Annotated in this window: 25 protein-coding genes; 12 read left to right on the top strand and 13 right to left on the bottom strand. The window is 28.4% G+C overall.

The window, feature by feature from the left end; all coding sequences use genetic code 11:
* Positions 1–404, top strand: a 404-nt coding sequence (locus tag ACJMLH_RS11045) for a PaaI family thioesterase (RefSeq protein ID WP_405277712.1), incomplete at its 5' end; no start/stop codon positions are given.
* Positions 405–741: 337 nt separating this feature from the next.
* Here the strand turns inward: ACJMLH_RS11045 and ACJMLH_RS11040 are convergent.
* The 7 genes from ACJMLH_RS11040 to ACJMLH_RS11010 all read right to left on the bottom strand — a co-directional run bounded on the left by ACJMLH_RS11040 (position 742) and on the right by ACJMLH_RS11010 (position 6,192).
* On the bottom strand, positions 742–1,962 hold the full coding sequence (locus ACJMLH_RS11040; protein WP_405277710.1) for an aspartate kinase: 1,221 nt from the start codon (positions 1,960–1,962) through the stop codon (positions 742–744).
* 235 nt (positions 1,963–2,197) lie between these two features.
* Positions 2,198–2,521, bottom strand: a complete 324-nt coding sequence (locus ACJMLH_RS11035) for a hypothetical protein (protein WP_405277707.1) — start codon at positions 2,519–2,521, stop codon at positions 2,198–2,200.
* A gap of 85 nt (positions 2,522–2,606) precedes the next feature.
* On the bottom strand, positions 2,607–2,852 hold the full coding sequence (locus ACJMLH_RS11030; protein ID WP_405277705.1) for a hypothetical protein: 246 nt from the start codon (positions 2,850–2,852) through the stop codon (positions 2,607–2,609).
* On the bottom strand, positions 2,852–3,010 hold the full coding sequence (locus ACJMLH_RS11025; RefSeq protein ID WP_405277702.1) for a hypothetical protein: 159 nt from the start codon (positions 3,008–3,010) through the stop codon (positions 2,852–2,854). The genes ACJMLH_RS11030 and ACJMLH_RS11025 overlap by 1 nt, the downstream gene beginning before the upstream one ends.
* Positions 3,011–3,282: 272 nt before the next feature.
* Positions 3,283–3,414, bottom strand: coding sequence for a hypothetical protein (locus ACJMLH_RS11020; RefSeq protein WP_405277699.1), 132 nt, complete (start codon positions 3,412–3,414; stop codon positions 3,283–3,285).
* 465 nt (positions 3,415–3,879) lie between these two features.
* Entirely contained in the window at positions 3,880–4,152 is a 273-nt protein-coding gene (locus ACJMLH_RS11015; RefSeq protein WP_405277697.1) for a hypothetical protein, read from the bottom strand.
* Between the two features lie 114 nt (positions 4,153–4,266).
* Positions 4,267–6,192 carry a hypothetical protein gene (locus tag ACJMLH_RS11010; RefSeq protein ID WP_405277694.1) on the bottom strand — a complete coding sequence of 642 codons (1,926 nt, stop codon included), beginning with the start codon at positions 6,190–6,192 and terminating at the stop codon, positions 4,267–4,269.
* A gap of 178 nt (positions 6,193–6,370) precedes the next feature.
* Between ACJMLH_RS11010 and ACJMLH_RS11005 the strand changes: the two genes are divergently transcribed.
* Genes ACJMLH_RS11005 through ACJMLH_RS10995 form a run of 3 tightly spaced genes read left to right on the top strand, consistent with a single transcriptional unit; the run spans position 6,371 to position 7,652 of the window.
* The gene (locus tag ACJMLH_RS11005) at positions 6,371–6,706 is read left to right on the top strand and encodes a glycosyltransferase (protein WP_405277691.1); all 336 of its coding nucleotides are present in this window, start codon (positions 6,371–6,373) and stop codon (positions 6,704–6,706) included.
* 57 nt (positions 6,707–6,763) lie between these two features.
* The gene (locus tag ACJMLH_RS11000) at positions 6,764–7,267 is read left to right on the top strand and encodes a hypothetical protein (protein ID WP_405277689.1); all 504 of its coding nucleotides are present in this window, start codon (positions 6,764–6,766) and stop codon (positions 7,265–7,267) included.
* Positions 7,268–7,271: 4 nt separating this feature from the next.
* The gene (locus ACJMLH_RS10995; RefSeq protein WP_405277686.1) at positions 7,272–7,652 is read left to right on the top strand and encodes a GtrA family protein; all 381 of its coding nucleotides are present in this window, start codon (positions 7,272–7,274) and stop codon (positions 7,650–7,652) included.
* On the opposite strand, the gene ACJMLH_RS10990 is transcribed toward ACJMLH_RS10995, so the two are convergent.
* Positions 7,642–8,241 carry a hypothetical protein gene (locus ACJMLH_RS10990; RefSeq protein ID WP_405277684.1) on the bottom strand — a complete coding sequence of 200 codons (600 nt, stop codon included), beginning with the start codon at positions 8,239–8,241 and terminating at the stop codon, positions 7,642–7,644. The genes ACJMLH_RS10995 and ACJMLH_RS10990 overlap by 11 nt on opposite strands.
* Entirely contained in the window at positions 8,208–8,429 is a 222-nt protein-coding gene (locus ACJMLH_RS10985; protein ID WP_405277682.1) for a hypothetical protein, read from the bottom strand. Before ACJMLH_RS10985 ends, ACJMLH_RS10990 begins: the two co-directional genes overlap by 34 nt.
* A 406-nt stretch (positions 8,430–8,835) precedes the next feature.
* Between ACJMLH_RS10985 and ACJMLH_RS10980 the strand changes: the two genes are divergently transcribed.
* Positions 8,836–10,113 (top strand): hypothetical protein, encoded by a 1,278-nt coding sequence (locus tag ACJMLH_RS10980; RefSeq protein ID WP_405277679.1) that lies wholly within the window; start codon positions 8,836–8,838, stop codon positions 10,111–10,113.
* 70 nt (positions 10,114–10,183) lie between these two features.
* Here ACJMLH_RS10980 and ACJMLH_RS10975 read toward each other — a convergent pair whose 3' ends face one another.
* From ACJMLH_RS10975 to ACJMLH_RS10960, 4 genes are all read right to left on the bottom strand, one after another.
* Complete coding sequence (locus ACJMLH_RS10975; protein ID WP_405277677.1) at positions 10,184–11,917, bottom strand: glycosyltransferase; 1,734 nt, start codon at positions 11,915–11,917, stop codon at positions 10,184–10,186.
* A gap of 226 nt (positions 11,918–12,143) precedes the next feature.
* Complete coding sequence (locus ACJMLH_RS10970; protein WP_405277674.1) at positions 12,144–13,169, bottom strand: ABC transporter ATP-binding protein; 1,026 nt, start codon at positions 13,167–13,169, stop codon at positions 12,144–12,146.
* Between the two features lie 11 nt (positions 13,170–13,180).
* Positions 13,181–13,936: an ABC transporter permease gene (locus tag ACJMLH_RS10965; RefSeq protein ID WP_405277672.1), complete on the bottom strand. Its 756-nt coding sequence runs from the start codon at positions 13,934–13,936 to the stop codon at positions 13,181–13,183.
* Between the two features lie 46 nt (positions 13,937–13,982).
* The gene (locus ACJMLH_RS10960) at positions 13,983–14,780 is read right to left on the bottom strand and encodes an acyltransferase (RefSeq protein ID WP_405277670.1); all 798 of its coding nucleotides are present in this window, start codon (positions 14,778–14,780) and stop codon (positions 13,983–13,985) included.
* 575 nt (positions 14,781–15,355) lie between these two features.
* Between ACJMLH_RS10960 and ACJMLH_RS10955 the strand changes: the two genes are divergently transcribed.
* The 7 genes from ACJMLH_RS10955 to ACJMLH_RS10925 form a co-directional block, all read left to right on the top strand.
* Positions 15,356–17,026: a hypothetical protein gene (locus ACJMLH_RS10955; RefSeq protein WP_405277668.1), complete on the top strand. Its 1,671-nt coding sequence runs from the start codon at positions 15,356–15,358 to the stop codon at positions 17,024–17,026.
* 190 nt (positions 17,027–17,216) lie between these two features.
* Complete coding sequence (locus ACJMLH_RS10950) at positions 17,217–19,901, top strand: CDP-glycerol:glycerophosphate glycerophosphotransferase (protein ID WP_405277665.1); 2,685 nt, start codon at positions 17,217–17,219, stop codon at positions 19,899–19,901.
* 13 nt (positions 19,902–19,914) lie between these two features.
* Positions 19,915–20,790 carry a glucose-1-phosphate thymidylyltransferase RfbA gene (rfbA, locus tag ACJMLH_RS10945; protein WP_405277663.1) on the top strand — a complete coding sequence of 292 codons (876 nt, stop codon included), beginning with the start codon at positions 19,915–19,917 and terminating at the stop codon, positions 20,788–20,790.
* 584 nt (positions 20,791–21,374) lie between these two features.
* Positions 21,375–23,195 (top strand): glycosyltransferase, encoded by a 1,821-nt coding sequence (locus tag ACJMLH_RS10940; protein ID WP_405277660.1) that lies wholly within the window; start codon positions 21,375–21,377, stop codon positions 23,193–23,195.
* Positions 23,196–23,590: 395 nt separating this feature from the next.
* Positions 23,591–24,433 (top strand): UTP--glucose-1-phosphate uridylyltransferase GalU, encoded by an 843-nt coding sequence (gene galU, locus ACJMLH_RS10935; protein WP_405277658.1) that lies wholly within the window; start codon positions 23,591–23,593, stop codon positions 24,431–24,433.
* Positions 24,434–24,499: 66 nt separating this feature from the next.
* The gene (locus tag ACJMLH_RS10930; protein ID WP_405277655.1) at positions 24,500–24,637 is read left to right on the top strand and encodes a hypothetical protein; all 138 of its coding nucleotides are present in this window, start codon (positions 24,500–24,502) and stop codon (positions 24,635–24,637) included.
* 213 nt (positions 24,638–24,850) lie between these two features.
* Positions 24,851–25,757: glycosyltransferase family 2 protein (locus ACJMLH_RS10925; protein WP_405277653.1), on the top strand; the 907-nt coding region annotated here is incomplete at its 3' end.

Genomic DNA, 25,757 nt, shown 5'->3' with positions numbered 1-25,757 from the left:
AAAAAATGGCTAATTTTGATTCAGTAGAAAGCGCTAGAGAATTTTTCTATAAGGACTTGTTTGCAGTAAATACTGGTGTTACATTGGATGAACTTACAGAAGACGAAGCTGTATGCTCTTTGGAGTTGAATGACACTCACAAAAATGCATATGGTGGGGTAATGGGTGGTGTGATATTCACTCTCGCAGATTTTGCCTTTGCGGTTTTGTCCAATCAGATTCACCAGCTGACAGTAGCGCAACAAGTAAGCATCAACTATCTGTCCGCTCCCAAAGGAGATAAGCTAATTGCCCGAGCAACCTGCAGAAAAAGCGGCCGAACATCTTCAATTGTAATTGTCAATGTTGAGGATGATTTGGGTCGTGATGTTGCCCAGTTTGTTGGAACCGGATTTAAATTATAATCTTTTTTTAATTGTTATTTTTGACTCATTAAATTACTTAAAATGCAAGATGGTTTGATAGGTCATCTTTATTGCGATAATGGCTATGATTAATTTAAGATTTAATGGGTTTTAAACTTTTAATTCTTTATTTTTTTAGGATTTTTTCAGCTAACCTATTAATTTATATTGTATGAGTGAGTAATATAAACATGACTAAATTAACAAGTCGTGAAAAATCCGATTCGAAGTTGCACTGCCGTAGCTTCGAATTTTTTTATGGATGATTAATTGTTGCGAATATCAACATTTAATTGTGGTTGCTAATTTTCATGAAAATTATGTTTTAAATTCAAATCTATTCTAAAATATCGTTAATAAGCTCACAGGCTCTCTCACCATCATTCCAGTCAACAATCAAAACAATTGCAGTCAAGGAAGAGTTAATCTCGATTATCTTTATATTGTTTTTTCTGAGCTGTTCGGTTATTGCAGCTATTATTCCTGGCTTTTCAACAACGTCCAAATTTACGATGGTAATTAACGCAGTGTCCTTTCCCAATGACAATGAGTTGAATGTATCGCTTTTTAATACAAAATCATGCAATGTGTGGTATGCCCTGTCAGATTCTGATTTGTCTACAAAAACAGTAATGGAATTATCTCCAACGGTCAATTTATAGATGTTCAAATCTTTATCTGCCATGTAGTTTGTAAGTTCGCTTAAAAGTCCTGTTTTGCTTAAAAGAGCATCTCCGACGAGTGCAATAATTGATAATGGGTCTTTGTAAAGTGATGCGGTTTTCTGCAAATCCTCTTCAAAAGGACCGATGATTTCAGTTCCTGATGAAGTTAAATCCTTATGTGAGCAGTTAATGACCTTTGCTTTTAGCTCAGGTGTTTTATACTTAAGTGCATGAGGATGTATAAGTCTGACTCCTTTGGTGGAAAGGTTTCTAAGCTCTTCAACTGATATTTCCCTCAGAAGCTTTGCCTTTTCGATTTGTGTCGGATCACTTGACATTACTCCGTCAACGTCACTTACAATGATTATTTCCTTCGCATTCAAGCAGTTTGCTATTAAAAATGCTGTAATGTCACTTCCCCCACGGCCCAGTGTGGTAACTTCATTGCTTCTGCCTTTCCCTAAAAATCCGCAGATTACCGGGATGATTCCTTGATTGAGGAGAATTTTTAATGTATTTATCTTATGTTCACTGGTTTCGAAGTCAATTTTGGCTTCAAGAAAATTAGAATCGGTTATGATTGGCCACAGGTCACTGTAGGGGTCAATCACTTCTGCCTTAACGCCCAAAGATTCAATAGCAGATTTCAAAAGCCTTGCACTTGTTCTCTCACCCATCGCCATAATTTCTGCTTTCTGTGAGGCGGTTAAAAAATTACCGACGGCTTCAGTTGAAATCTTAATCAGCTCATCTGTAGTGTTGCTTGTAGCTGAAGCAATAACCACTATTTGTGTGCCTTTTAAATATTCATTAACAACTGACTGTGCGGCATCTCTAATTTTTGAGCCGTCTTTAAGCGCATTTCCGTCAAACTTTGCTACTTTCAAATCCATAAATTCACCTTGCCAAGTTAATATTTGTTTGGAAGTTTAATATAATTTTTCGTTGATGAAAATCATATTGTTTTTTATAATCTGATAGGATAGGTTTTTCACTTGTCTATTTTTAAAACTACAACATCTCCGGAATCATATTTCTCGGTTAGATTATAGTTTTTCTCATATTTCTTGTTCTTGCCTATATCCTTCCAGTTTACAAGGTATATGCTGTCCTTCGGATGTTTTTTTATTATTTTATCAATGTCTTTTTGGATTTTGGCATTGTCATCAAAGAAATATGTGTGTCCGAAAGGGAATACTCGGGGGTCTTGTTCACGCCGCCGTGTACGAACATATATCCGAAATTGGTATTGTATACAACAACATTGGATTCATTGTTGATGCTGTCCAAAAATTCGTTTCTCTCATTTGCCCAGTTAATTTTTGTGATTGCCTCGTCATGGATTATGAAGATGCTTGAAACTGATAATACTAGAATGACTGCAAGCATAACTGCCAGAACCTTGTCATTTTTGGTTTTTGACAGCAGTATTGAAACGCAAAGCCAGAACACTGCAATCACTCCAACAAGATATCTTGCCCTTACCGGCTGAATGAAATGGATAAAACCAAAACTCCTATAAAGATTGTTGCATACATTAAAAAGACGCCGGAACCTTCATATTTTTTTTCCTGTTTTTATAAATTAGATATATGACTGCAGCTACAAATGCAATTGCCAGAACCCTCAGGAGTATCATCTCAATGCTGAAACCACCCTTGTTTATGGCAAAAAGGGTCAGATAGTTCGCCACATTGTTGAAAGTTGTGGCTTCATGTGATGTGCTTGTCTGGGTGCTGATTTGTCTTATGAGAACCACAAACCATGGTGCATACAATATCATCAGTGAAACGACGGAATAAATCCATGTTTTGATTTTTCCCTTTTATCGGGGCTTTTAAGGATATGTGCCAGTATCAGCAGATAAACCAGGTCGCAGCTGAAAAGCAAAAAGTAATGAGTATATGCTCCAAGCAATGTAACAATGTTAAAAGAATCCATGAACCTCAGTCAAAGTTGACAATGACTTCTTTAAAGTAAATAAAGACTAAAACCATGAAAAGCATTGCCAACGGATACATTCTTATTGTCAAAAAGTCAATGAAGAATATGCTCATTGTGGCAGTTGTGAATGTGAAAAGGCCACAGGCAAGCCACCATAGTCCTTATGATTTTAGTGACTGAAATCGCAAGAAGTATAAAATAAGGTATTATTGTAACTGCTTTCAATAAATGAATGTTGTTGAATGTTATTGGGGACACAGCATAAAGTATTATGTAATGAAGCGGAGATGGACATCGCTTATGGCAATCCTCATCCCTTCAAGGAACGGCAGATTGATAAGTGACAGTGTCCAGTATTCGTCAACAGGAATCAAAACATTTGAAATTGGACAGATGAACATGTACAGGCCAATCAAAATGGATATTATAAAAAATATCTTCCCAAAACATCACGATTAATATTCATATATAATAATTTTATCTAACCCCTATTTAACGATAATGAAAAAGTGGCTGTCAAAAAGTTAGCTCTTTGACTGAATTTTTTTAAATTTTTTATTTTTCTTTGTTTTGTTTAAAATTAGTTTTCATCTTTAAAAAGGTTTAAATACTTGTTGTTTGTTTTTCTAGCAATATTTTATTTTCTGATTTTTTAATTTTTTATTCCTTTTTAAATTGGCTCTGTCTAAAATTGTCATGATATTTAATCGATCTTTTTTATGTTTGTTTTGATTTTCATGTTTTTTGAGTCAGGACATTTCGTTGTGTCCAGCGTATTTTTTGTTGTCTAATCCATCTTATTGGTCCGTTTTGTGTTCTGAATTTTCTTTTTATTGATTTTGGTAATGTTATATTGAAGTATCCTTCTATTTTGTTGTTGGTTCTATGAATATCGGAATATTGTAGAATTTTGTTGTTTTGTTGGATTTTTTAAGATTTTCTTCCTTTATGACTGAAAACACATTTAAAATGGTAGAATCTGCAGTTATCTTGGATATTGCCGTTAAAAACAGAAAATTTAACGGAGGATTGTACTTCAACCAAGAATGTGTAGCAAATTTCTTACTGGAAATTGATTGCTGTCCATGTGAAAATTCACTGACATTACTTGTCACAGGGTTCAGTGGGTTGATAAGCATATAATCAACATCAAAATACTTAATATAAAAAAATATCTGTCTAATAGTGTTTATTTCATTCCATAATAATAATTTTCATGTTTTTAAAAAATAAGTAACATAATGATTTGATTCTTATTTTTTGACTTTTGTGGTTTTTTTGACAATTGCCTTCAGGTATGTAACTTGATAAGTGACTTTTTTTCCTATTTTAAGGTTTTTCAGGGCTGATTTTTTAAGTGTAAGTTTAGCAATTCCATATTTATTGGTTTTTATTTTGTATGATTTTCCATTGAATTTGAATGTCACATATTTGCTTTTTATTGGATTTTTCCCTTTTTTAAGAGTTGCAGTAAGTACTAGTTTTTTCGCTGATTTTTTAACTTTAATACTTTTTAGAATTAATACTTGTTTTATAGTCAATGTTTTTGTGGTAGAAAATTTATCATAAATTACTTTAATAGTATATTTTCCAGAAGTAATTGTATTAGGTATTTTAAGTGTCGCAACACCTTTAGAGTTTGTTTTTATTCTAAAAGATTTTGAACCTATTTTAAATGTCACATATTTATCTATGAGAACTTTATCATTTAAACCAGTAATTTTTACACTATATGATGCGGCGTCTCCATAATAAATTGTTGTTTTTGTAGCATTTAATTTTATTATTGGTTTTACTGTGAATAAGTAACCAGAACTATTAAATTCATAGGCATTGGTATTGTATAGAATAGAAGTTCCATTCATATACTCTTTAATTGGAACATCTTCAAGAGAAATTTTCCCACTACCATTAATAACCTCTACTTTTTTGTAAAGTTTATCATATATATAAAAGGAGAATGTTCCGTTAGTGTATTCATCTGTTTGTATTGTAATATATTGGTGTTCTCCCCATGTCATTTTTTGGGGTTTTGTTATAATGGGTTGAACTTCTATTTTATAATCAGTTATGTTTTCAACTTTGTAGTTTCCATTATAGTTTACTTTAAGATAAGAATAACCAACAGGTAATCCAAAAATTTCAATATTTGCAGTTCCGTTAACTAATTTTTGAGTTTTAAATAATTCGTAACTATCTTTAGTTTTACCGAGATAAACTGTTAAATTTCCTGTTGCATCATTAGGCAATGTTAAATTAACTAATTCTGATGAATTAAATAACATGCAAAAGTTAGGTGTTTTAATTTCAGCAGAGATATTGAATGAATCATTAGTTGTGTTGGTAGTATTTTCATCGCCAGTTTTTTGAGGAATGATAAATGTTCCATTTTTTAGAGGAATAGAATTTGATGTTTCAAGAATTATGCTCCATGAATGTTCTTCAGGGGTTAAATTTATTATTTTACTTAAATCAAGGGTCATGTTTTTTTTCGCATATGTGAATAAACATTCATTGTCTATATAAATATTTAGGGGTTGACTATATATTTCGGAATCTGTTTGTATATACATATAAAAAGAGTTGTCAGTATTTATATCAGCATCGAAAGTTACGTCTACATAGTCTGAAGGTGTTTTTTTGTTTTTTTCGAATATTATTTTCCCTGTTTTTGTAGTAGGATTATAATTACTGTCTCCTTCATAGATTACTTTCCAAGTATGTTCTCCATATGTTTTAAAATCATTTGGAGTTATTTCATAAAAATTTAAATTATATAATGTTTGAGCATATAATGTTTCTTTTAATTCATCATTGATGAATATATTTATTTTTCCAGTAGCATCAATAGAATTTGAACTTATTGAAATGGTATTTTCTTTATAATATATGATTTCAGTGTTATTTGTAATTTTTGATGGTGCATATACATTCAATTCAATATCTTGGGCATTATTTTCAGAATTTTCAGAATTCCCAATAATTTCACCGGCATTATTATTTTCAATTTTATGTATTTCATTAAAATTAGTCATGTCAATATTATTGGAATCATCTTCTTGTAAAATATCCTTAAAATCATTATTTGAAATATTTAAACTATTATCAACTGCATTTACTGAAGATATAGTGAATAAGACCAATATTAGTAATATGAATATATATTTCTTTTTGAACATAGTATCATCCTATGAAATAATAAATTAATATTGTTATAATATTTTTTGATTCATATGATATAAAACTTTATTGTAAATTAATTTTGGCAGGCTTATGAAAAAACATTGGAAATTATTTATAATATTTCAAATAAATAATCTATCATGACCGTTTTAAGTATTGTTGTGCCATGTTTTAATGAAGAGGAATCTGTTGGGATTTTTTCTGGGTGAAATTCAAAAAGTCCTAGAGGGTCATGATTTTGAAGTCATATACATAAATGACGGATCAAGCGACAATACTCTAAAAAACATCAAAGATTTGGCAGATTCAAATCTGAATGTCAAATACATTTCATTTTCAAGAAATTTCGGAAAAGAATCTGCAATTTATGCAGGATTGAAATACGCTTCAGGTGATTTGATCTGTCTTATGGATGCAGACCTGCAGCATCCTCCAAGTCTGCTTCCTGAGATGCTTGAAATAATTTCCCGTGATGATGTGGACGTTGTTGCCGCAAGAAGAACCACCTGAAAGGGAGAAAGCAGGTTCAAGTCATGGGCATCCCACATCTTTTATAAGCTATTCAACATGATTTCTAATATGGGTTTGGTTGAAGGTGCAACAGATTTCCGTGTGATGAAACGACCTGTCGTCGATTCGATACTGCAGTTAAGCGAATACAACCGTTTTTCAAAAGGGCTGTTTCAGTGGGTTGGATTTGAAACGGAATGGATTTCATATGAAAACGTGGAAAGGGTTGCGGGTGAAACCACCTGGTCATTCTGGGGACTGTTCAACTATTCAATCGAAGCCATTGTCGCATTCACATCACTTCCTCTGTCCATATCCACACTGTTCGGTACTGTATTTTCAGTCATCGCATTCCTCTACATAATATTCATAGTGGCAAAATATCTTCTTTACTCAGATCCCGTTCAGGGTTTTGCAACAATAATGTGCGCAATCCTGTTTTTGGGAGGAATACAGTTATTGTCAATAGGTATTCTGGGAAAATACTTAGAAAAAACATATCTTGAGTCTAAACACAGGCCTGTTTTTATCGTTAAGGAATCAAACATTGATAATGAGTGATTAGATGAAATTGGATAGGGAACTTGTTTTATATGTATTTTTCGGATCGTTGACATTTCTTGTCAATATTGTTACTTATTTCTTTTTTAAAGACCTTCTTGGCATCAACTATCTTATTTCAAATGTTCTGGCATGGTTCTTTTCAGTTCTGTTTGCATATATCACCAACAGGATCTGGGTATTTGAAAGCAAAAGCCCAAAAATTCTAAAGGAAATGTCCCTGTTTTTTGGAGGGAGGATATTTTCAGGTGCAGTTGACACAGGTTTGATGTATCTTTTCATTGATGTTTTGATAATCGGCGATTTAATATCAAAAATCGTTGTTCAGGTGATAGTGATTATTCTAAATTACGTATTTTCAAAACTGATAGTCTTTAGGGATTAGTCTTGGTCTGGATATTCATGAATTCATTATAGGTAATGAATTTGTGGTTTTTGTCTTTAAGCATTTTTATCAGGTTGTCCAGACGCCTTACCATATCCTTGCCGCTGTTTTTCCTTATTATGTATGGCATTTTGAATTCTGGATGTTCCTTAAGCTCATAGAACTCCCATGGATGGAAATAGGTTACAAAATAGCCGTCGTGCTTTAATACTCCTCGAACCATTCTGTGGTATATTCCTTCTGGAAGGTTGTGCAGTGACAGCCAGAATAGGGGGAATCTGAACCTTGGTGTTACTGATGACGGAATTTGCATCACTCCATCTTTCATAAACCATGTACGTGGTGTTTTAAGGTTCATGTATCTTCCTGGAATGAATGCAGGATTTATTGATGAGTTGTATCTGTATCCTGCCTTTTTGATTTCCGATTCGATGGTTGGAAACATGCGGGGCTGTCTGTAGCCTGTCACTGTAAGGCCTGTCAGATTCTCTATGATTTCCTTTGATTTGACAAAATCGGTTTCCTTCGGCTCGAAGTGGTCAACTCCATGGCAGGCTATTTCATGACCTTCCCTGATGATTCTCTGCATTGTCTGGGGGCATTTTCGGCAAAATTTGCGGTGCAGAAGAATGTTGAACAAACATTGTTTGTCTTTAAAACATCTAAAATGCGGTTTGTACCTTCAACAGATACTTTAATTCCTTCCTCCAGCGAATATTCCACTCCGTGCTCACGGGGGCCATCAAACTCTTCGGTATCAAAACTTAGCAATATCATATTAGTTTAAATCCTTTTGTTTTAGATAGTAATACTTAGTTGATTATATTATTTAAATGAAGCTAAAACATTATTTTTCATTTTAATTTTCTTTAAATTTTGATAATCATATATATTTTTATGTAAAATTTACATGATGTTATGCCTAAATGTGTGATAAATTTTGAATAACTTCAGGAATTGTATTTATATTGTTAAAAATCAAATATTCTAATTAGTATTAATATTTCATAAAGGGTTGTAATAAAAATGGAAATCATAAACAGGGATAATGCGGGAAAAATATTTTTCGCAATTGGGGTTGTAATATGCTTATTCATGTTTGTATCAAAGGCCTCATGGTCAATACTGCATGTAGATGAATACTGGACTTATTCACGTGAATTTGCCTTTAAAGGAGGCAATGGTGGTTATAGTAAATGATGTTCACCCTCCACTGCACTATCTACTTTTGTATCTCTTTAATCCATTAGGTTTGACTAAGAGCCTGTATTTCGTAAAGGTATTTTCAGTAATTCCGTACATCCTGATAATGATTGTTTCTGCAACCAAAATACGTGAGGATTACGGTTGGCTGACCGCAGGGCTGTTCATATTCTCTTTGGGGGTCATGACAGACTTTTTCGTTGAATTTTTAACTGCCCGTATGTATTCCTGGGGACTGTTTTTCGTCCTGATGGCATTCTTGTATTACTGGGAAGTCGTAAACAACTGGGACAGGAAGTCATGGATTTTACTGACACTGTTTACTCTTCTCTCAGCATCTACACAGTATTTCTTTGCAATAACATGTGCACTGATTTATTTACTGTTGTTGGTTGAGATTTTACGAAACAACAGGGACAAGATAAAGCAGTTTGCAAAATCAGTCATTGCTCTAGCGGTATTGTATGCTCCATGGGGTTATGTAATGATACGCCAAATAGGACTGCATTCCGATGAGCCGAAAGATATTGTTCACATTCATGATATTTTAAATTATTTCATCTTTTTTGCAATAAAAAATGAAGGTTTCAATTTAGAAATGATTGTCTTAAAAGTAATTGCTGTTGTATTTTTAATTTTGCTTATTGTTTTAATTTACAAATCAAAAGACAGGTTTTCTGCAGCAGGTGTATTTCTGATGTATGCAACAATCGGTCTTGGTGTAATTGGCCTTGCATTGTCTTTCAGCAATTCCATGAGAGTAAGATATATGATTCCTATAATGGGAATCTTCTGGCTTTCAGCATCAATGGTGATTGGAAAAATCAAGGATGACCGAATACTTGCTGTGATGATTGCATTGGTATTGGTTTTAGGATGTGCAGGCGTAGCTATTACAGAAATAGACCTGAACCACAGATTTGAGTTCAATGACAAAAAGGCAGATTTTTTAAATTCAATCAACAATAATGATACTGTAGTTGTTTTCAACACTGATTACGGTTACAGAATTCTGCATAATGACTTGAATAAAACTAAAATGTATACATTAAAGGATACTTATTTCTATGACAGTGATGTTGAAATCTGCAAAGATTTTGATCAGATACTACACAATAACACTGGTCAGAAAATTTATCTTGTCAATTGGAAACTCAAAGAATCCAACAAGAAATATGAACAAAACTATAATATGACAAAAGTGTATGATGCAGATTATTATCACTTCAATTTAGTTAGAAATGTGAGTGCATATTAATGCACTTTTATTTTTATTTTTAATAATTTTAGCACTTTTTTTAATGTTTATTAGTTAAATTTCACGATATTTACTTTAAGATTCGTCTAAATTTTCTCAGTGGTTCTGTTAATTTCCAGCTATTTGATGAAAAAACTTCTTCGTTAATATTATTTAAATGTGCATTATTTTTCTTTAATGAATTGTAATGGATTAAATAATATTCTTTTTCAATTGATAATGATTCTATTATGTTATTCTGTTCTTCAATAGTTGACTTTTTATTTAGAATTTCTTCACTAATCAAATTATTATTATTTTCTAAAGATTCAATGATTTTAAGTTTATTGTTTAATTTCATTTCTAAATCTAAAATAGTCTTATTTTGGATTTTTAAATTTTCTATTAAATTATTGATAATTTCTTCTTTTTCTGTTATTTGGGTGTTTTTTTGTTCTATTGTGTCATTTAAATTTATGACTTGGTTTTTTTGAAGTTCAAGTTGGTTGTTAATATTGGTTATTATTTCTTCTTTTTCTGTTATTATTGCTTTTTTTTCTGTTATTTGGGTGTTTTTTTGTTCTATTGTGTCATTTAAATTTGTAACTTGGTTTTTTTGAAGTTCAAGTTGTTTTACCGTATTTTGTGTATCGACCTTTAATTTTTTAATCAGATTATTTTTACCATCAATTATTTCGTTTTTGGAGTTGATTATTTCGTTTTTGGAGTTGATTATCTGATTTTTGTCATTTAGATTTGATTTTTTATTCTGTAAACTGTCATTCAAATCCAATGAAAAATCAATTGAATAGTTTAATAATTTTTTAAGACTGGTATTATTTTTAAGATGCTCTGAAAATTCTGCATAACTGCTATTTAATATATAAAATGAAGCTAATTTATTTTCTTCATCTAAATAAAGAATGTCTTTTTCGTTAAATAAAATTTTTTTTAAAAATTCTTTTGTTTTTAAAAAGAATTCTTCTTTATCTTCCTCATCAGTTTCTTTAAATCTATATAATATTAAGGAAATATATTTTTTATAAAATGAATTTTTGTATTCATCATCAAAATTATTTGTTTTAATAAAAATTTTCCTGAGTTCATCAACTGTGTCTAACAAATCGGGGAATCTCTTATTTTTGTTTTCCATAATGGAACCTTTACGAAACCTACGATAGTAATAAAGATGCTCTGGTAATAGTGATATTCTATTGGCTCTTAAATAAATATTATAAAAAAAGTCTTCATCTTCAAAAATCTTTCTTTGAGGGAAAAATAATTTATTATTTATAATAAATTCTCTTTTAAATAATTTTGAACCAAGTTGAACATTAATGTCGCATGTAAATTTCTTTGTGTCGGTATGATTAAATATTTCTTTATCAAAATTCTTGAAACAATCTAATGCAAAATAAGGAGTTTTGTCAGATATTTCTCCTGTCCTATTATCCAATACTTTGGTTTTAAATAATAAACAATCTAAATCTAATTTATGGGCTATATGGAAAGCTTTTTCATAAGCAGTTTCATCGATAAAATCATCTGAATCTAGAAATGCAATATATTCTCCTTTAGCTTCTTTAATTCCTAAATTTCTTGATGTGGAAACTCCTTTATTAATATCATTTTTAATAATTTTTACACGTGAATCAATTTTAGCATATTCTTCAATAATTAAAAGTGAATCATCAGTAGAATGATCATCAATACATATAATTTCAATTTCATTTAAAGTTTGATGAATAACGCTATCTAAACATTTTTTCAAATATTTTTCAACATTATAAATGGGAATTATTACACTCACTTTAATATTATACATCTTATCCTCCTAAATTGATTCTTATATCAATAATATTTTATTAAATTTAAATACTATTTAAAATTATTGCAATAATAATCATTAAAAATTTAATAATAAAAATCAAATTTTGTTTAAAATTTTTTCAAAATAATAAACATCTTTTCATCGAAAATTTAATAAATTTGAAAGAAAACTACTTCAAATATCTTTTTACAACATATTATATTTTTCTTGCGTTATTATGTTAGTTAAATTTAATATTTTTTAGTTGCTGGGCATTTGCATTTTTAGAATCTTTAAGGTAATTATCACAGACTTTATTAACTTCACCAATTTCTTTTATTTTTCCTTTATTAATCCATATTGCTTTATCACATAAGTTTCTTATTTGAGGAATGGAATGTGAAACTAAAAGTACAGTTGTGCCATCATTCATTAATGAACGAATTTTATCAGAGCTTTTTCTTTGAAAATTCACATCACCAACTCCAAGAATTTCATCAATTATTAAAATATCTGGATTAACTGCTGTCGCTATAGAGAACCCTAATTTTGCTAGCATACCTGAGGAATAATTTTTTATTGGAATATCAATAAATTCTCCTAGTTCAGAAAATTCAATGATTTCATTTTCTTTTTTTTGCAAAAATTTTTTATCATATCCTAATACTGCACCATTTAAATAAATATTTTGTCTTCCAGTATAATTGTAATCAAAACCCGCACCTAACGAAAGTAATGGAGATATATTACCAGATGTTTTCACAGAACCTTTATCAATTGGGTATATTCCTGTAATCACATTTAACAAAGTTGATTTGCCCGCACCATTATATCCAATTATACCTACTTTTTCCCCTTGATAAAGTTTAAATGAAACATCATTTAATGCATGAATTTTCATTTTACTTGTTTTATTATGTCTGAAAATTCTAATTATAGTTTCTTTAAGAGTATCTACTTTTTCTGTTTTAACAGTGAAGGTTAAATCAGCATGATTAAGTTCAACAGATATTTCTTTTGAATAATTTGGAATTAATTCTTCAAGATATTCATCGACATTCCGTTTTTTTTGTTGTTTTGGAATAGGTGCAACCTCATTATTATTTTTTAATGCACTGGATTGTTTGTTTAAATATGCAGATTCCTCTTTTGTGAGTTTCATTTTATTTTGGGAGTCACTTTGAAGGTTATTTGCATTATTTTTATTAATGGATGATTTTAAAGAATGTTTGTTATTTTTTTTTTTAAATAATCTTTTTGGAGTCATATTAAACACATCTAAAATTTTATAGTTATCTTTTTCTCAAATTTTTTAAATACAATAATTCCAAATACTAATATTATTGCAGAAAGGAGAATAGTATTTATTAATGTTATAATGTTTGGCCAACTTCCCCATAACATAAAGTTTCTGAATTGATTTATAACCCAAAAAATAGGATTTAATAGCATATAACTATGATATGGTTCTGGAATAATGTCCATAGGATAAAAAATTGCTGAAGCATACATTAACATTAATGTAAAAACACTCCATAAATGTTGTATGTCTGTATAGTAAACACATAAAATGGATAAAATAAATCCAATACCTATAATCATCATCAACAAAGATATTATTGGCAATATTGCAAATGGTATTGTCGTAAAGAAAAAATGGGCTTTAGTAACAATCATTACAACTATTAAGATTATTAATGTGATTATAAAATTAATAAATTCTGAAAATATGCCACCTAAAACAAATATATGTTTTGGTGCTGGAGTTTGTTTTAGTATATTTTGATTGTTTTTCAAACAATTCATTGCAGTTGTTGTTCCTAAATTAAAAAAATCATATATACATTTTCCAGATAAAAAATAAACTGGATAATTATTAATTTTACTTCCAAATAATGTTGAAAAGATTATTGTGAGAATAATCATAATCAATAATGGTTTCAATACACTCCACATAATCCCTAATACGGATCCTTTATATTTTGAAGCGAAATTTTTATTTATTATTTCTTCTAATAAAAATCTTTGATTCATATAATCATCATTGTTAATTTATTTATAGTATATATTAAAATTAATATTATATTGAAAATCTATTTTTACGTTTATTTCTTATGAATAGTTTTGTTATAAATTCTAATGTTTCTTCAGAGGATAATTGATTTAAAATCATATCGATTTTATTTAAATCCAATGTTTCTTCATCTGTTTCATATATAAAAACATCACTCTTATATGTTGATGAATTAGTTGTTTCACTAGGGATATAATTACTTGTATTTTCCTTTGTGAAAAAAACATTTTTATTTATTATTTTTCCAGGATTTCCCAAAACATAAGAATTTGAAGGAATTTTTAAATAAGGTGGAAGATAAGTATGGTTTCCAATAATTGAGCCTGAACCAATTTGTATTCCTCCGGATAAATATGATAAGAAATCTAGCCAGACATGATCTCCAATAAAAACACTCTTGGTAAAATTTATCCGATTCTTTGTTTTTGAATCATATATTGGGAATATATCAGATAGTCTGATATTAACACCACTTCCAATAATTCCATCATCTCCCATAATAAAATTTTGATTTTCCTGAACATTTATAATGACTTTAGAAATGATTTTATTATTTTTACCTATAAATACTGTGGAATTATTCCTCACAATTAGTGTTATTGGGTATTTTCCAAAAGATAAATATATTATTGAATTATTACCTTCGAATGAAATTGTGGAGTTATTTAACTCCAAATTATCTTCGCAGAAAAGAATATTATTGTATCCTTTAAAGATTATGTTAGAATTATTTATTTTAGGCCTACCAATTATTTTATTATTTTTTAAATTTTTTATATCATCTAAAATTTTCACAGTTTCCATAGTTTTCACTTTAATATTTTAAAAAAATTATTATTATTTATATCTCCTAAGATATTTATATTATTAGGTTTATCATAAAAAAAATCAATGCATTAGTCATTTTAAAAATTATCATTTTATTGAGTCATGTTTCTAAGTTGTAAAATTATCTTCGATTTGTTTTGTTAATTTAGGTGGGATAATGTTATTTGCAGGGTTTATTTTAGTAATTTCTGTTGTATTTGTTTTTATTTTTTAATTTATAGCATCGATTTTTCTCTGATTTTTAAGGAATTTAATACTTCTGTTTGGGGTTTGAAAGATATAACTAATCACATTTCCATAGATCATATTTAATTTTCTCAGAAAAAGAGCATTTAATTGATAAAATAGAATTAGGAGATTACAAGGGCATTGTTTAATAGAATATGATAAAATAAAATTTAAAACATTAAATTATGTATTTAATCAAATTTCATAAAGAATGTAATCAAATATAAATAAAAAATTTAACAAATTTGGTTGTGCCAGCATAAATAAATATATTAATGTGATAAAATAATATATATTCTTTGAAATGATTAAAAGTGAATACTATGGAAGCCGTGAAGATTTTAGAAGATATTAAAAATTTGAAAAATAATAAAATAATGGGAGATTTAACACTGAATAATTCTATTATTTATTTTCATGGGGAAAATAATATTTTATTTTGTCAAAAAGGTGTTAAATTAAAAGATTCTATTATAAATTTCAATGGAAATAATTCATTAATTTATTTATCAGTATCCTCGGCAGATTATTCAATTAGAGTTCAAATATTTAATAATTCTATCATATTTTTTGGAAAAAATAATAATATTAATCCCCTTTTAAGAATAAGTATTCAAGAATCAAGGAATTTCATGATGGGTGATAATTGTATTATTGGAGCAAATTTGTTTTGTAGAACTTCTGATTGTTTTTTATTATACGATTTAAATTCGAAACATCGTTTAAATAATCCTAATAATATTTATATTGGTGATGAGGTATTTATTGGTGATGGATGCAATATTATAAATGGATGCACAATAAAATCTAACGCAGTCATTTCTCACTTTACTACTCTTTCTAATAATTTTGTCGCAGAATCAAATTGTTATTATGAGGGAAATCCAGCAAAAATTATTCATGAAAATGTTATTTTTGAAAATAGATATACTGGATATTTTGAAGAAGAAGATATTGAAAAGAATGAAATTTATACTGGTGATTGCACTAAAAAACATTTGCCTAGTTATGATAAAAATTTATTTGAAGATGTTAAGAAATTTTCATCTTTAGAGAAGTTAGATTATATTCATCATATTTTAATACCTTCTAAACAAAAAAATTCTAGTCATATTTATGATATTGATTTTTCAAAATATAAATTAGCATTAAGAGGTTTAAATCATTTTTATTTTTTAATTAATGATACTAATCAAGAGTTAAAGCAGCATTTTGATGATAATTATAATAATAATTTTGATGTAAATTTGTTCACTCAACATTTAAATTTTAAGGCAGAATTATTTTCTAAGTATAATGTATCCTATTACTATTTTGTTGTTCCAGATAAAAGTGTTGTATGTAAAGATTTATTGCCGTTTAATACGGATTATATTAAACGAAATATTGAGGCAATGCCAAATTTTAAAGATTTTGCTAGTGATTTACAACCAAAACATTATTTTAATTTAGACTCTCATATAAATTATGATGGTGGTCTTAAATTAACATTTAAATTTTTGAATTTTATAGATGATTCTTTTACATCTGATGCTTTTAAGAAGTTATTATTGGATAGTAATATAAAAAAAATTATCCATAATTTTGATTTCTTAACAGAAAGAAATTGGTCTTATTCTGAAGATGAAAAACTTATGTATCCTAATCACCAAGAAAATCAAATTTTCATTCCAAAAAAATTAATAGATGCATTTGAACAAATTCCAGATAAGTTTAATTATGATGGAGTGCGCAAATCAGAATTTTTTATAAATGAAGATAGTTTTTCCGGTTTACGTGTTTTAATATTTAGAGATTCAAGTACTAATTTATTAAAATGGTTTTTCCCATTTTATTTCAGGGAATCCTTTTTCTATTGGGATCATGGAAATTTAAATGAAGATGTTATACGTTGGTTTAATCCTGATGTAATTATCGAACTTAGAACTGAACGATTATTAGATAATATTCCAGTTCCTAGTTGGGTTGAAAATAAAAAGGATATTTTTAAATGATTTGGTGAATAAAATTGAAAAATCAAATGATATAGTCATTAACTTTCAAATAATCTTATTTAATACTTTGGACATAAAGACGAAAATAGCATCACAGAGATTTTGAATAATAGTCCAATAAGTTTATAAATAGAATTTTATATATATTATTTATAGTAAATTTTAAATTAAAATATAAGATGGTGTAATCTTGTTAAAAGAAGAATATGTCCAACCTAGTTCAAAGGATTTTATATTTTCTATTGTCATGGCCGTTTATAATGTAGAAGATTATCTTGTAGATGCAATAGAATCTATTATTGGCCAAGACATCGGGTTTGAGGAAAATGTTCAATTAATTCTTGTTGATGATGGGAGTGAAGATAATTCTAAGGATATTGCATTAGAATATTGGAATAAATTTCCTGAAAATATCATTGTTTTATCAAAAGAGAATGGGGGTCAAGCTGGAGCACGTAATTTGGGCATTAAATACGCTAAAGGGAAATATCTTAATTTTTTAGATAGTGATGATAAATTATCTTTGAATACATTAAGTTCGGTTAATAACTTTTTTTCTAAACATTATGATGAAATTGATATGGTTTCAATCCCTATTTTTCTTTTTGAAAGAGCTACTGGTCCACATCGTCTAAATTTTAAATATGAAGTTGAAAAAGTTGTCGATTTGTCTGAAAATCCAAATTTTAGTCAATTATCTGCAGCATCTGCATTTTTTAGAAGAGATACATTTAAATTTTTATTCGATACTGAAGTGTTAGTTTTGGAAGATACTTTACTTATTAATAAGTTACTCCTAGAAAAAAAGAAATATGGGGTTGTTAAAGATGCAAAATATTGGTATCGCCAAAGATATTCTAAGGATTCTAGTGTGGACTCCATGAAATCGAATAAAAAATATTATACTCATAGATTAAAGTATTTTTTTAAAGAATTAATAGATTATACTATCAATAAAGAGGGTAGAGTTCCTTATTTTGTCCAATATACTATGTTATATGATTTTCAATGGATGATTAATGAACCTAATTTAGATATATTTGATTGTCAAGAAGAAATTGATGAGTTTTGGCATTATTTCTATTATGTTTTAGATAAATTTGATGATCATGTTATATTAACCACAGTATTTGATGGTTATACTCAAGATAAAAAATTTTTCTTATTATATCTTAAACATAAAAATTTACACATTGAAGCTAATAATGATAATGTGTTCTTAATGTCGGATAAATATCAAATTGATAATTTAAAAAGACATAACTTGTGGATTGATATTGTTGAGATAAAAAATGGTTTTTTGAATATCTCTGGTTTATTTAATTCTTCATTTAATATGGATGACATATATTTTATAGCTTTTAAAAATACTCCAAATTCTAACACTGAACGATTTAAAGCCAAATCAATTAATTATTCTACTTCTAGGAAACCCGTTACTAAACTTGATGTTCCTTGGATGTATAATCATTGTTTTGATTTTAAAATTCCTATAAATCTGGAGGAATATAATGAAGTGTCTATTAGAATTGGTTTTGATAATAATGGTTCAGAAATATTAATTAATCCCGCTATTCATTTTAATAGTCATTCAGATTTATCTAATGTTAGTCATTATACGGTTAGGGATTCCAATATAATATTATTTAAAAATAATAATTTCCATGTATTAAAGTATTCATATAGATCTATGTGGAGATTTGAATTTTCTTCTATAAGAAAAATGTTCCAATTGAAACGAAACGGGAAAGAACCTTATTTTTGGACAGGAATATTTTATAGGATTGCATATTTGTTGTTATTCCCATTTATGAGAAATAGAAAGATTTGGTTATTTTTAGACAGGCCCGATTTTGCTGATGATAATTCGAAACATCTGTTTTCTTATGCTGTAAATCAAAAAGATGACATAAGTAAATATTTTATTCTTGAAAAAGATAGTGGCGACTTTAAAAAAATTAAAAATATTGATAAGCATGTTGTTCCATTTAGATCAATTAAACATAGGTTATTATATCTTTTTGCTGAAAAGGTGATAGTTTCATATGTAAATACAAATTTCATTAATCCATTTTATGATATCAATAGAAAATTTTATTCAGGGATGGTAACTTCTAAAAAATATCTTTTCCCTCATGGAATCACAAAAGAAGATATTTCTAAATATATTAAAAAGTATAATAAAAATTTAGCATTATTTTCTGCATCTAGTGAAATGGAGGAACAATCAATATTACATAATGAAAATTATAACTATGATGATGATGTTATTCAAATTTTAGGTCTTCCACGACATGATGGACTTACTAAAAAACAAGACAATAAACAAATTTTATTAACTCCTTCTTGGAGGGAGGATTTGAAGAACCAAGATGAAGAGTATATTGTAAATACTCCTTATTTTTTAAGGCTTAATAGTTTATTTAATAATAAAAAATTAGTTGTTGCAGCTTATAAATATGGGTATAAATTAATATTCAAACCTCATCCTGAACTAATGGAAATTATACATTTGTTCGACACTGAAAATATTATAATATCTACTAAAGAAACTTACCAAGAACTTATAAATCCTTCATCTTTATTAATTACTGATTATTCAGGTACATTTTTTGATTTTGCATATCTTAAAAAACCAGTAATTTATTATCAGGGTGATGAAGATTATCACTATGATGAAGGATATTGGGATTATGAAAAAATGGGTTTTGGAGAAGTAATAACTGATGAAGATGAATTAGTTGACACACTAATTGATTATATGTCTAATAATTGTGAAATGAAAGATAAGTATAAAGAGCGTGTAGATAACTTTTTCAAGTTCCATGATAAAAATAATCGTAAAAGAGGATATGACTGGGTTTATTCTCATTAAATGGAGAGGTATTATGAAAGGAATTGTATTAGCAGGAGGTTCAGGAACACGATTGTACCCTATTACAAAAGCAGTATCAAAACAGTTATTGCCACTTTATGATAAACCGATGATTTATTATCCGATTTCTGTTTTAATGCTTGCGGGTATTAAAGAAATTTTAATTATCTCAACACCTAGAGATTTGCCTCAATATAAAAGTCTTTTAGGGGATGGTTCAGATTTTGGTATTAAATTTGAGTATGAAGTTCAATATGAACCCAATGGGCTTGCTGAAGCATTTATAATAGGTGAAGATTTTATTGGCGATGACAATGTTGCTTTAATTTTAGGGGATAATGTTTTTCATGGACATAGGTTCACTGAAATCCTAAAAAGAGCAAATCAAATAGAGTCTGGGGCAATTATTTTTGGTTATTATACTCAAAATCCTGAAGCTTTTGGTGTTGTTGAATTTGATGACGAGGGTAATGTTTTATCTGTCGAAGAAAAGCCAAAAAATCCAAAATCAAATTATATAATTCCTGGTTTGTATTTTTATGATAATAATGTAATTGAAATTTCTAAACATATCAAACCCTCTGATAGGGGTGAAAAAGAAATTACTTCAGTTAATGAAGAATATCTAAAAAAAGGCAAACTTAAAGTAGAGCTTTTAGGAAGAGGGATGGCTTGGCTTGACACTGGGACTCATGATGGGCTTTTAGAAGCCAGTAATTTTATTGAAACAATTCAGAAAAGACAGTCTCTTTATGTTGCATGTCTTGAAGAAATTGCATTTAATTTGGGTTATATTTCAAAAGAGAAATTATTGAAACTAGCGCAACCTCTTAAAAAAACTGATTATGGTAAATATTTAATTAAATTGGCTAAAAGTTCAGATAAATAAAAGGGTAAAAAAGAATCCGATAGGATAAGAAAAATAACCTTTGTAGTGTTGTTATGTTTTGATAGTACTTGTAAATAAAATACCTTATGGGCAAATCTATTTTTAATTATTTAATTATTTGATTTAACAGTATTTAAAGTATGGCTTCTAATATGTTGAAAATATTTAAACTTAAATATTACGGAAGTAATATGGTGGGGATATTATACAGTTGATTCTATAACATATTTTTTATTAAGTTACATAATTTGGCGTGTTAATGGATTAACTTAATATTTATGTTATTCATAAACATTTTTTACTATTTTTTTTAATATTATTTGTTTTTTGATTTTCTTTTTTTTTTAATTGTCAAGGGTATTATTCTCTAATTTTTAAGCTTTTTTGATTATTTCTCATTTAATTTATATGATTAGAATCATAATCTTTTGTTTTGAAAAATTTGATTAAAATTTTGCATGGTTTCCGTAAGGTTAAAGAATTAATATTAAATTTTAGAAAAAAGTTTAAAACAATAAAATGCAAAATATTATGTATATTAGTTTTATTAATCTTATAAAAATTACTTATTTGATGGTGATAATATGGATGAGAAAATAAAAGACTTTGTGCAAAAAAAAGAAGCAAATATACTCAGCAATTCTGCATATTACAATTTAGTGTATAATAGCGGAACAAAAAGCAATATCAATAATAACACTCCTAAAATAAGTATCATAATACCAACACATAATCGATTTGAACAATTGTCTGAGTTATTAAGCAGTATTTTCAACCAATCATATAAGAATTTTGAGATAATTTTGATCGATGATGTATCAAATGATGAAACTAATGAAGTTTACAGCAACTACCATGACAAACGCTTAAAATATTACTTAAATCATGAAAATTTAGGTTCAGGATTGAATAGACAAAAAGGTTACAATCTTTCTCATGGAGATTATATAATTTTTTGTGATGATGATGATTATTTTATTGATAATAACTATTTTTTTGATTTAATAAATATATTTAATGATGAACGTATCAATTTGGTTTGCTCTGAATCTTATACTCATTATGAAAAAGAAGATAAATATGTATATTCTGGTTTTAATCTTGAGGAGACTATGTTAGATTCCTTAGAATACTTAAAAAATTTCATGATTAAAATTAGAAAGCCAACATCAACATTTCCCGCTGCATTTAGAAGAAAAACTTTAATGGAGGCTCAATTTAAAGAGATGACTATGATGAATGATACCTCTATATATTTAAGAGCTTTAATGATGGGCGGAAAAACATTTATTAATAAGAAAATCATTGGAATTTATAGAGTCCATGGAAAAAATCACACATTCAATGTAAAATCAGATTTCATAATAAAAAATATTGATGAAAAAAGAAAAATTTATGAGTATTTGGAAAAATATGATGTTATTCCAAATGTTGATGAGTGGTATGCTAAACAAATTGCCATTACTGTAAACTATTATTTAGATCATTTTGGGGATAAAGATGGTATAGATGATGTTTTAAATTGGGTTTGGGAAAATGTTTCTTATGAAGAGTATTTGGAGTATAAAAAAAGGCAAATTAAATCTCTTAATCTTAAAGTATATTACTACAATGGAAAACCAAATTTTGGAGATTTGCTAAATGAAGATATATTGTCTTCAATTTTAAAATTAAAATTTGAATGTGCTCCATTTCAAAATGCAGATTTATGTTGTGTTGGAAGTATTTTAGATACGCTTGTCACAAATTCTTATGTTGATAAAAAAATGCAGGAAGGATGTGAAATAAATAAACCGGTTCATATTTGGGGTTCTGGTTTTATGTATGAATATGAAAATATAGTTCATGAATGTGTCCGACCTTTTATTATACATGCGTTAAGGGGTGAAAAAAGTCGAAAAAAATTATCTGCGATTCTAGGAAAAGATATTTCATGTGTTCTAGCAGATCCGGGAATTTTATCTCCGTTGATTGTTGAACCTTCCGAAAAAAAATATCATGTAGGTATTATTCCGCACTTTTTGGATAAAAATGAAGGAATTTTTGAAAAAATGTTGGAATATTATCCTAATTCAAAATTCATAGATGTTCAAAATGATTCGAAACAAGTTTTAAAGGAAATATCTGAATGTGAATATATAATTTCTACTAGTCTTCATGGTTTAATAGTTGCCGACTCATACAGCATTCCAAATTGTTGGTGTGAAATTTCAGAGAGAGTTCAAGGCAATGGATTTAAATTTCATGATTATTTCTCTTCGTTTGGGACTGATAGAGAATGTTTTGATTTAAGAAATGGAAAGTTTCCTAATATTGAAAAAGATTTTAAATGTAATTTCAAAACATTTAATCAAATCAATGAAAAACAAAAAGAATTAATAGAATGTTTCCCATTTAAATCATAAAAAACAATTTAATTTATTATTTCAGTTATTGGGTAATTTATAAATATGATTTATTAACTTCACATATTTTATCCAATTTTACAATTTAAATTTTCATTCATGTTTCTATTTTATGTTATAAGAAGAAGATTGCTTGTAAAATGTATGGAAAATTAGCAACCTTCTAATTAATAATTTTTTTTAAATTATTTAAATATATGTTTTATATATCAATGAATATTCAAATACTGTACTTGAAATATTATTTAGTGATGGTAAATGGTGCTAAATTAAAATAATGAAATTTTTTCTCCGTTGAGTATTTAGTTGGAAAGTAATTTGATATTAGTGACATTTCTTAATTATAACTAAAGTTTATACTATACTAAAATCATATATTAATTAAGGTAGATATTATGAAGGCAGTTATTCCCGCAGCAGGTTTTGGAACTAGATTGTTGCCAGCAACTAAATCACAGCCCAAGGAAATGTTACCAGTTTATGACAAACCTTCAATCCAGCATGTTATTGAGGAAGCCATAAACTCAGGTGTTGATGACATTCTAATTGTCACTGGCAGAAACAAACATTCAATTGAAGATCATTTTGACAAATCTTATGAACTTGAATACGCTCTTCAAAAGGCGGGTAAGGATAGAGTTCTAAAGGAAGTTAGAAAAATCACAGACCTTGCAGATGTCTGTTATGTCAGACAAAAAGACATAAATGGTTTGGGGGATGCAATTGCATGTGCTGAAAAACATGTCCAAGATGAACCTTTTGTGGTTTTACTTGGAGATTCCATTACAATGTCAAAAATACCTCTCACAAAACAATTAATTGACGTTTTCAACAAGTACAATAAATCCACAGTAGCAATTAGAGAGGTTTCTCCAGATAGAGTTAATATGCATGGAATTGTTGGTGGAGTCAATATCCATGATAATGTCTATAAGATTAACGATTTGGTTGAAAAGCCTAATTGGAGTGATGCTCCGTCTAACCTTGCAATCGTTGGAAGGTATATCTTGACACCAGATATTTTTGATAAAATCAAGCAAACTGAACCTGGTTTTAATGGTGAAATACAGCTTACAGATGCTTTGTCTAAACTGGATGAAGTTTATGGTGTTAAGTTTGAGGGTAAGGTTTTCAATATTGAAAACAGGTTGGAGTGGATTAAATCATCAATTGATTTTGCGATGGGTGATGATGAGTTTAGGGATGATTTGATTGACTATATGAAAACCTTCATTTAGGGTCAGTTGCTATTAAGTTCAATAATCTTAAAGTATTGAAAACGGTACATTTAAAAGATAGGTTATATGGGAGTTATAGCACAGATTTTAGATAATGTACGTGGTTTTAACCCGATTTCAAACCGATTGAAGGTAATTCTATTGAGTATGGAAGTCAAACTAGAAATTATTTTCATTACTGTCGGGTCTGAAGAAAACTTGTAGAAATTAAAGGGTTTTTTTTTCTGACAGGTAAAGTCAAATAAACTGATTCAGATTTTGAAGTTGAATTCAAAGGGTTTTTCATGATGGGATGTTTATTCAATCATAGTTTATAAACATGCCTTTTTTATTTTTTTTTGACTCTATCTTTTAAAAAGTTGTTTGCCACTCTTTATATAATATGCTTGACTATATACTTGTAAGGAGGATTTTATTTTGGATTTTAAATTTTCGGTTGTCATGGCAGTTTACAATAAGGAGAAATATATTGCCCAAGCATTAGATTCTCTAATCAATCAAACTTTAAATTTCAAAAAAAACATCCAATTGATTCTTGTAAATGATAAAAGCACAGATAATACCTTGAAAGTCCTTGAAAGTTATAAAAATGAATATCCTCAAAACATTATTTTAATCAACAATGAAAAGAATATGGGTTCCGCATATTCTCGAAATCGAGGAATGAAATATGTAAAAGCTCCATATGTCAATTTCCTTGACAGTGATGATGTTATCTCCAATGATGCTTTTAAACTGGCATACAGGTTTTTAGAGGAGTATTATGAAGTGGATATAGTTTCCATTCCAATTTATTTTTTCGGAGTTAAAAGGGGATCCCACATTCTAAATTTCAAGTATGAAAAGGATCAAGTCATAAATGTCATCACAGATCCGAACTACATACAGCTTTCAAGCTCATCAGCATTTTTCAGGTCTGATAAGGTTAAAAAGTTCCGTTTCAATGAAAACCTACGAGTTTCGGAAGATGCACTTTTGATAAATCAGATGCTTTTGGAAAATCCAGTAATAGGATTTCTCTCTAAGCCGAAATATTACTATAGAAAAGATGGGACTCAAAACTCACTAATTACTTCATCTTCCAGTACTAAATCTTATTTCACTACTCGGCTTGATGAGTATTTCCTTAATCTGATTGCATATGCCAAAAATACGTTCAATGAAGTTCCAAAATTCATCCAGCATGTGCTGATGTATGATTTGCAGTGGATTTTGGAAATAGAATTCATTGACAATTTGCTTACCAAAGATGAAATCAAAACATTATATGATAAAATTCAGGAGATACTGTCATACATTGATGAGGATGTCATTTTAAGCCAAC

Source organism: Methanobrevibacter sp., assembly GCF_045116495.1.
Lineage (GTDB): Archaea > Methanobacteriota > Methanobacteria > Methanobacteriales > Methanobacteriaceae > Methanocatella.
This window is presented reverse-complemented; position numbering and strand designations above follow the sequence as displayed.

Coding starts and splice junctions, on each gene's coding strand:
- ACJMLH_RS11040 (WP_405277710.1), bottom strand. CDS start 1,962: ATGGATTTGAAAGTAGCAAAGTTTGACGGAAATGCGCTTAAAGACGGC.
- ACJMLH_RS11030 (WP_405277705.1), bottom strand. CDS start 2,852: ATGATATTGTATGCACCATGGTTTGTGGTTCTCATAAGACAAATCAGC.
- ACJMLH_RS11025 (WP_405277702.1), bottom strand. CDS start 3,010: ATGGATTCTTTTAACATTGTTACATTGCTTGGAGCATATACTCATTAC.
- ACJMLH_RS11020 (WP_405277699.1), bottom strand. CDS start 3,414: ATGTTCATCTGTCCAATTTCAAATGTTTTGATTCCTGTTGACGAATAC.
- ACJMLH_RS11015 (WP_405277697.1), bottom strand. CDS start 4,152: ATGCTTATCAACCCACTGAACCCTGTGACAAGTAATGTCAGTGAATTT.
- ACJMLH_RS11010 (WP_405277694.1), bottom strand. CDS start 6,192: ATGTTCAAAAAGAAATATATATTCATATTACTAATATTGGTCTTATTC.
- ACJMLH_RS11005 (WP_405277691.1), top strand. CDS start 6,371: ATGAAGAGGAATCTGTTGGGATTTTTTCTGGGTGAAATTCAAAAAGTC.
- ACJMLH_RS11000 (WP_405277689.1), top strand. CDS start 6,764: ATGATTTCTAATATGGGTTTGGTTGAAGGTGCAACAGATTTCCGTGTG.
- ACJMLH_RS10995 (WP_405277686.1), top strand. CDS start 7,272: ATGAAATTGGATAGGGAACTTGTTTTATATGTATTTTTCGGATCGTTG.
- ACJMLH_RS10990 (WP_405277684.1), bottom strand. CDS start 8,241: ATGCAGAGAATCATCAGGGAAGGTCATGAAATAGCCTGCCATGGAGTT.
- ACJMLH_RS10985 (WP_405277682.1), bottom strand. CDS start 8,429: ATGATATTGCTAAGTTTTGATACCGAAGAGTTTGATGGCCCCCGTGAG.
- ACJMLH_RS10975 (WP_405277677.1), bottom strand. CDS start 11,917: ATGTATAATATTAAAGTGAGTGTAATAATTCCCATTTATAATGTTGAA.
- ACJMLH_RS10970 (WP_405277674.1), bottom strand. CDS start 13,169: ATGACTCCAAAAAGATTATTTAAAAAAAAAAATAACAAACATTCTTTA.
- ACJMLH_RS10965 (WP_405277672.1), bottom strand. CDS start 13,936: ATGAATCAAAGATTTTTATTAGAAGAAATAATAAATAAAAATTTCGCT.
- ACJMLH_RS10960 (WP_405277670.1), bottom strand. CDS start 14,780: ATGGAAACTGTGAAAATTTTAGATGATATAAAAAATTTAAAAAATAAT.
- ACJMLH_RS10955 (WP_405277668.1), top strand. CDS start 15,356: ATGGAAGCCGTGAAGATTTTAGAAGATATTAAAAATTTGAAAAATAAT.
- rfbA (WP_405277663.1), top strand. CDS start 19,915: ATGAAAGGAATTGTATTAGCAGGAGGTTCAGGAACACGATTGTACCCT.
- ACJMLH_RS10940 (WP_405277660.1), top strand. CDS start 21,375: ATGGATGAGAAAATAAAAGACTTTGTGCAAAAAAAAGAAGCAAATATA.
- galU (WP_405277658.1), top strand. CDS start 23,591: ATGAAGGCAGTTATTCCCGCAGCAGGTTTTGGAACTAGATTGTTGCCA.
- ACJMLH_RS10930 (WP_405277655.1), top strand. CDS start 24,500: ATGGGAGTTATAGCACAGATTTTAGATAATGTACGTGGTTTTAACCCG.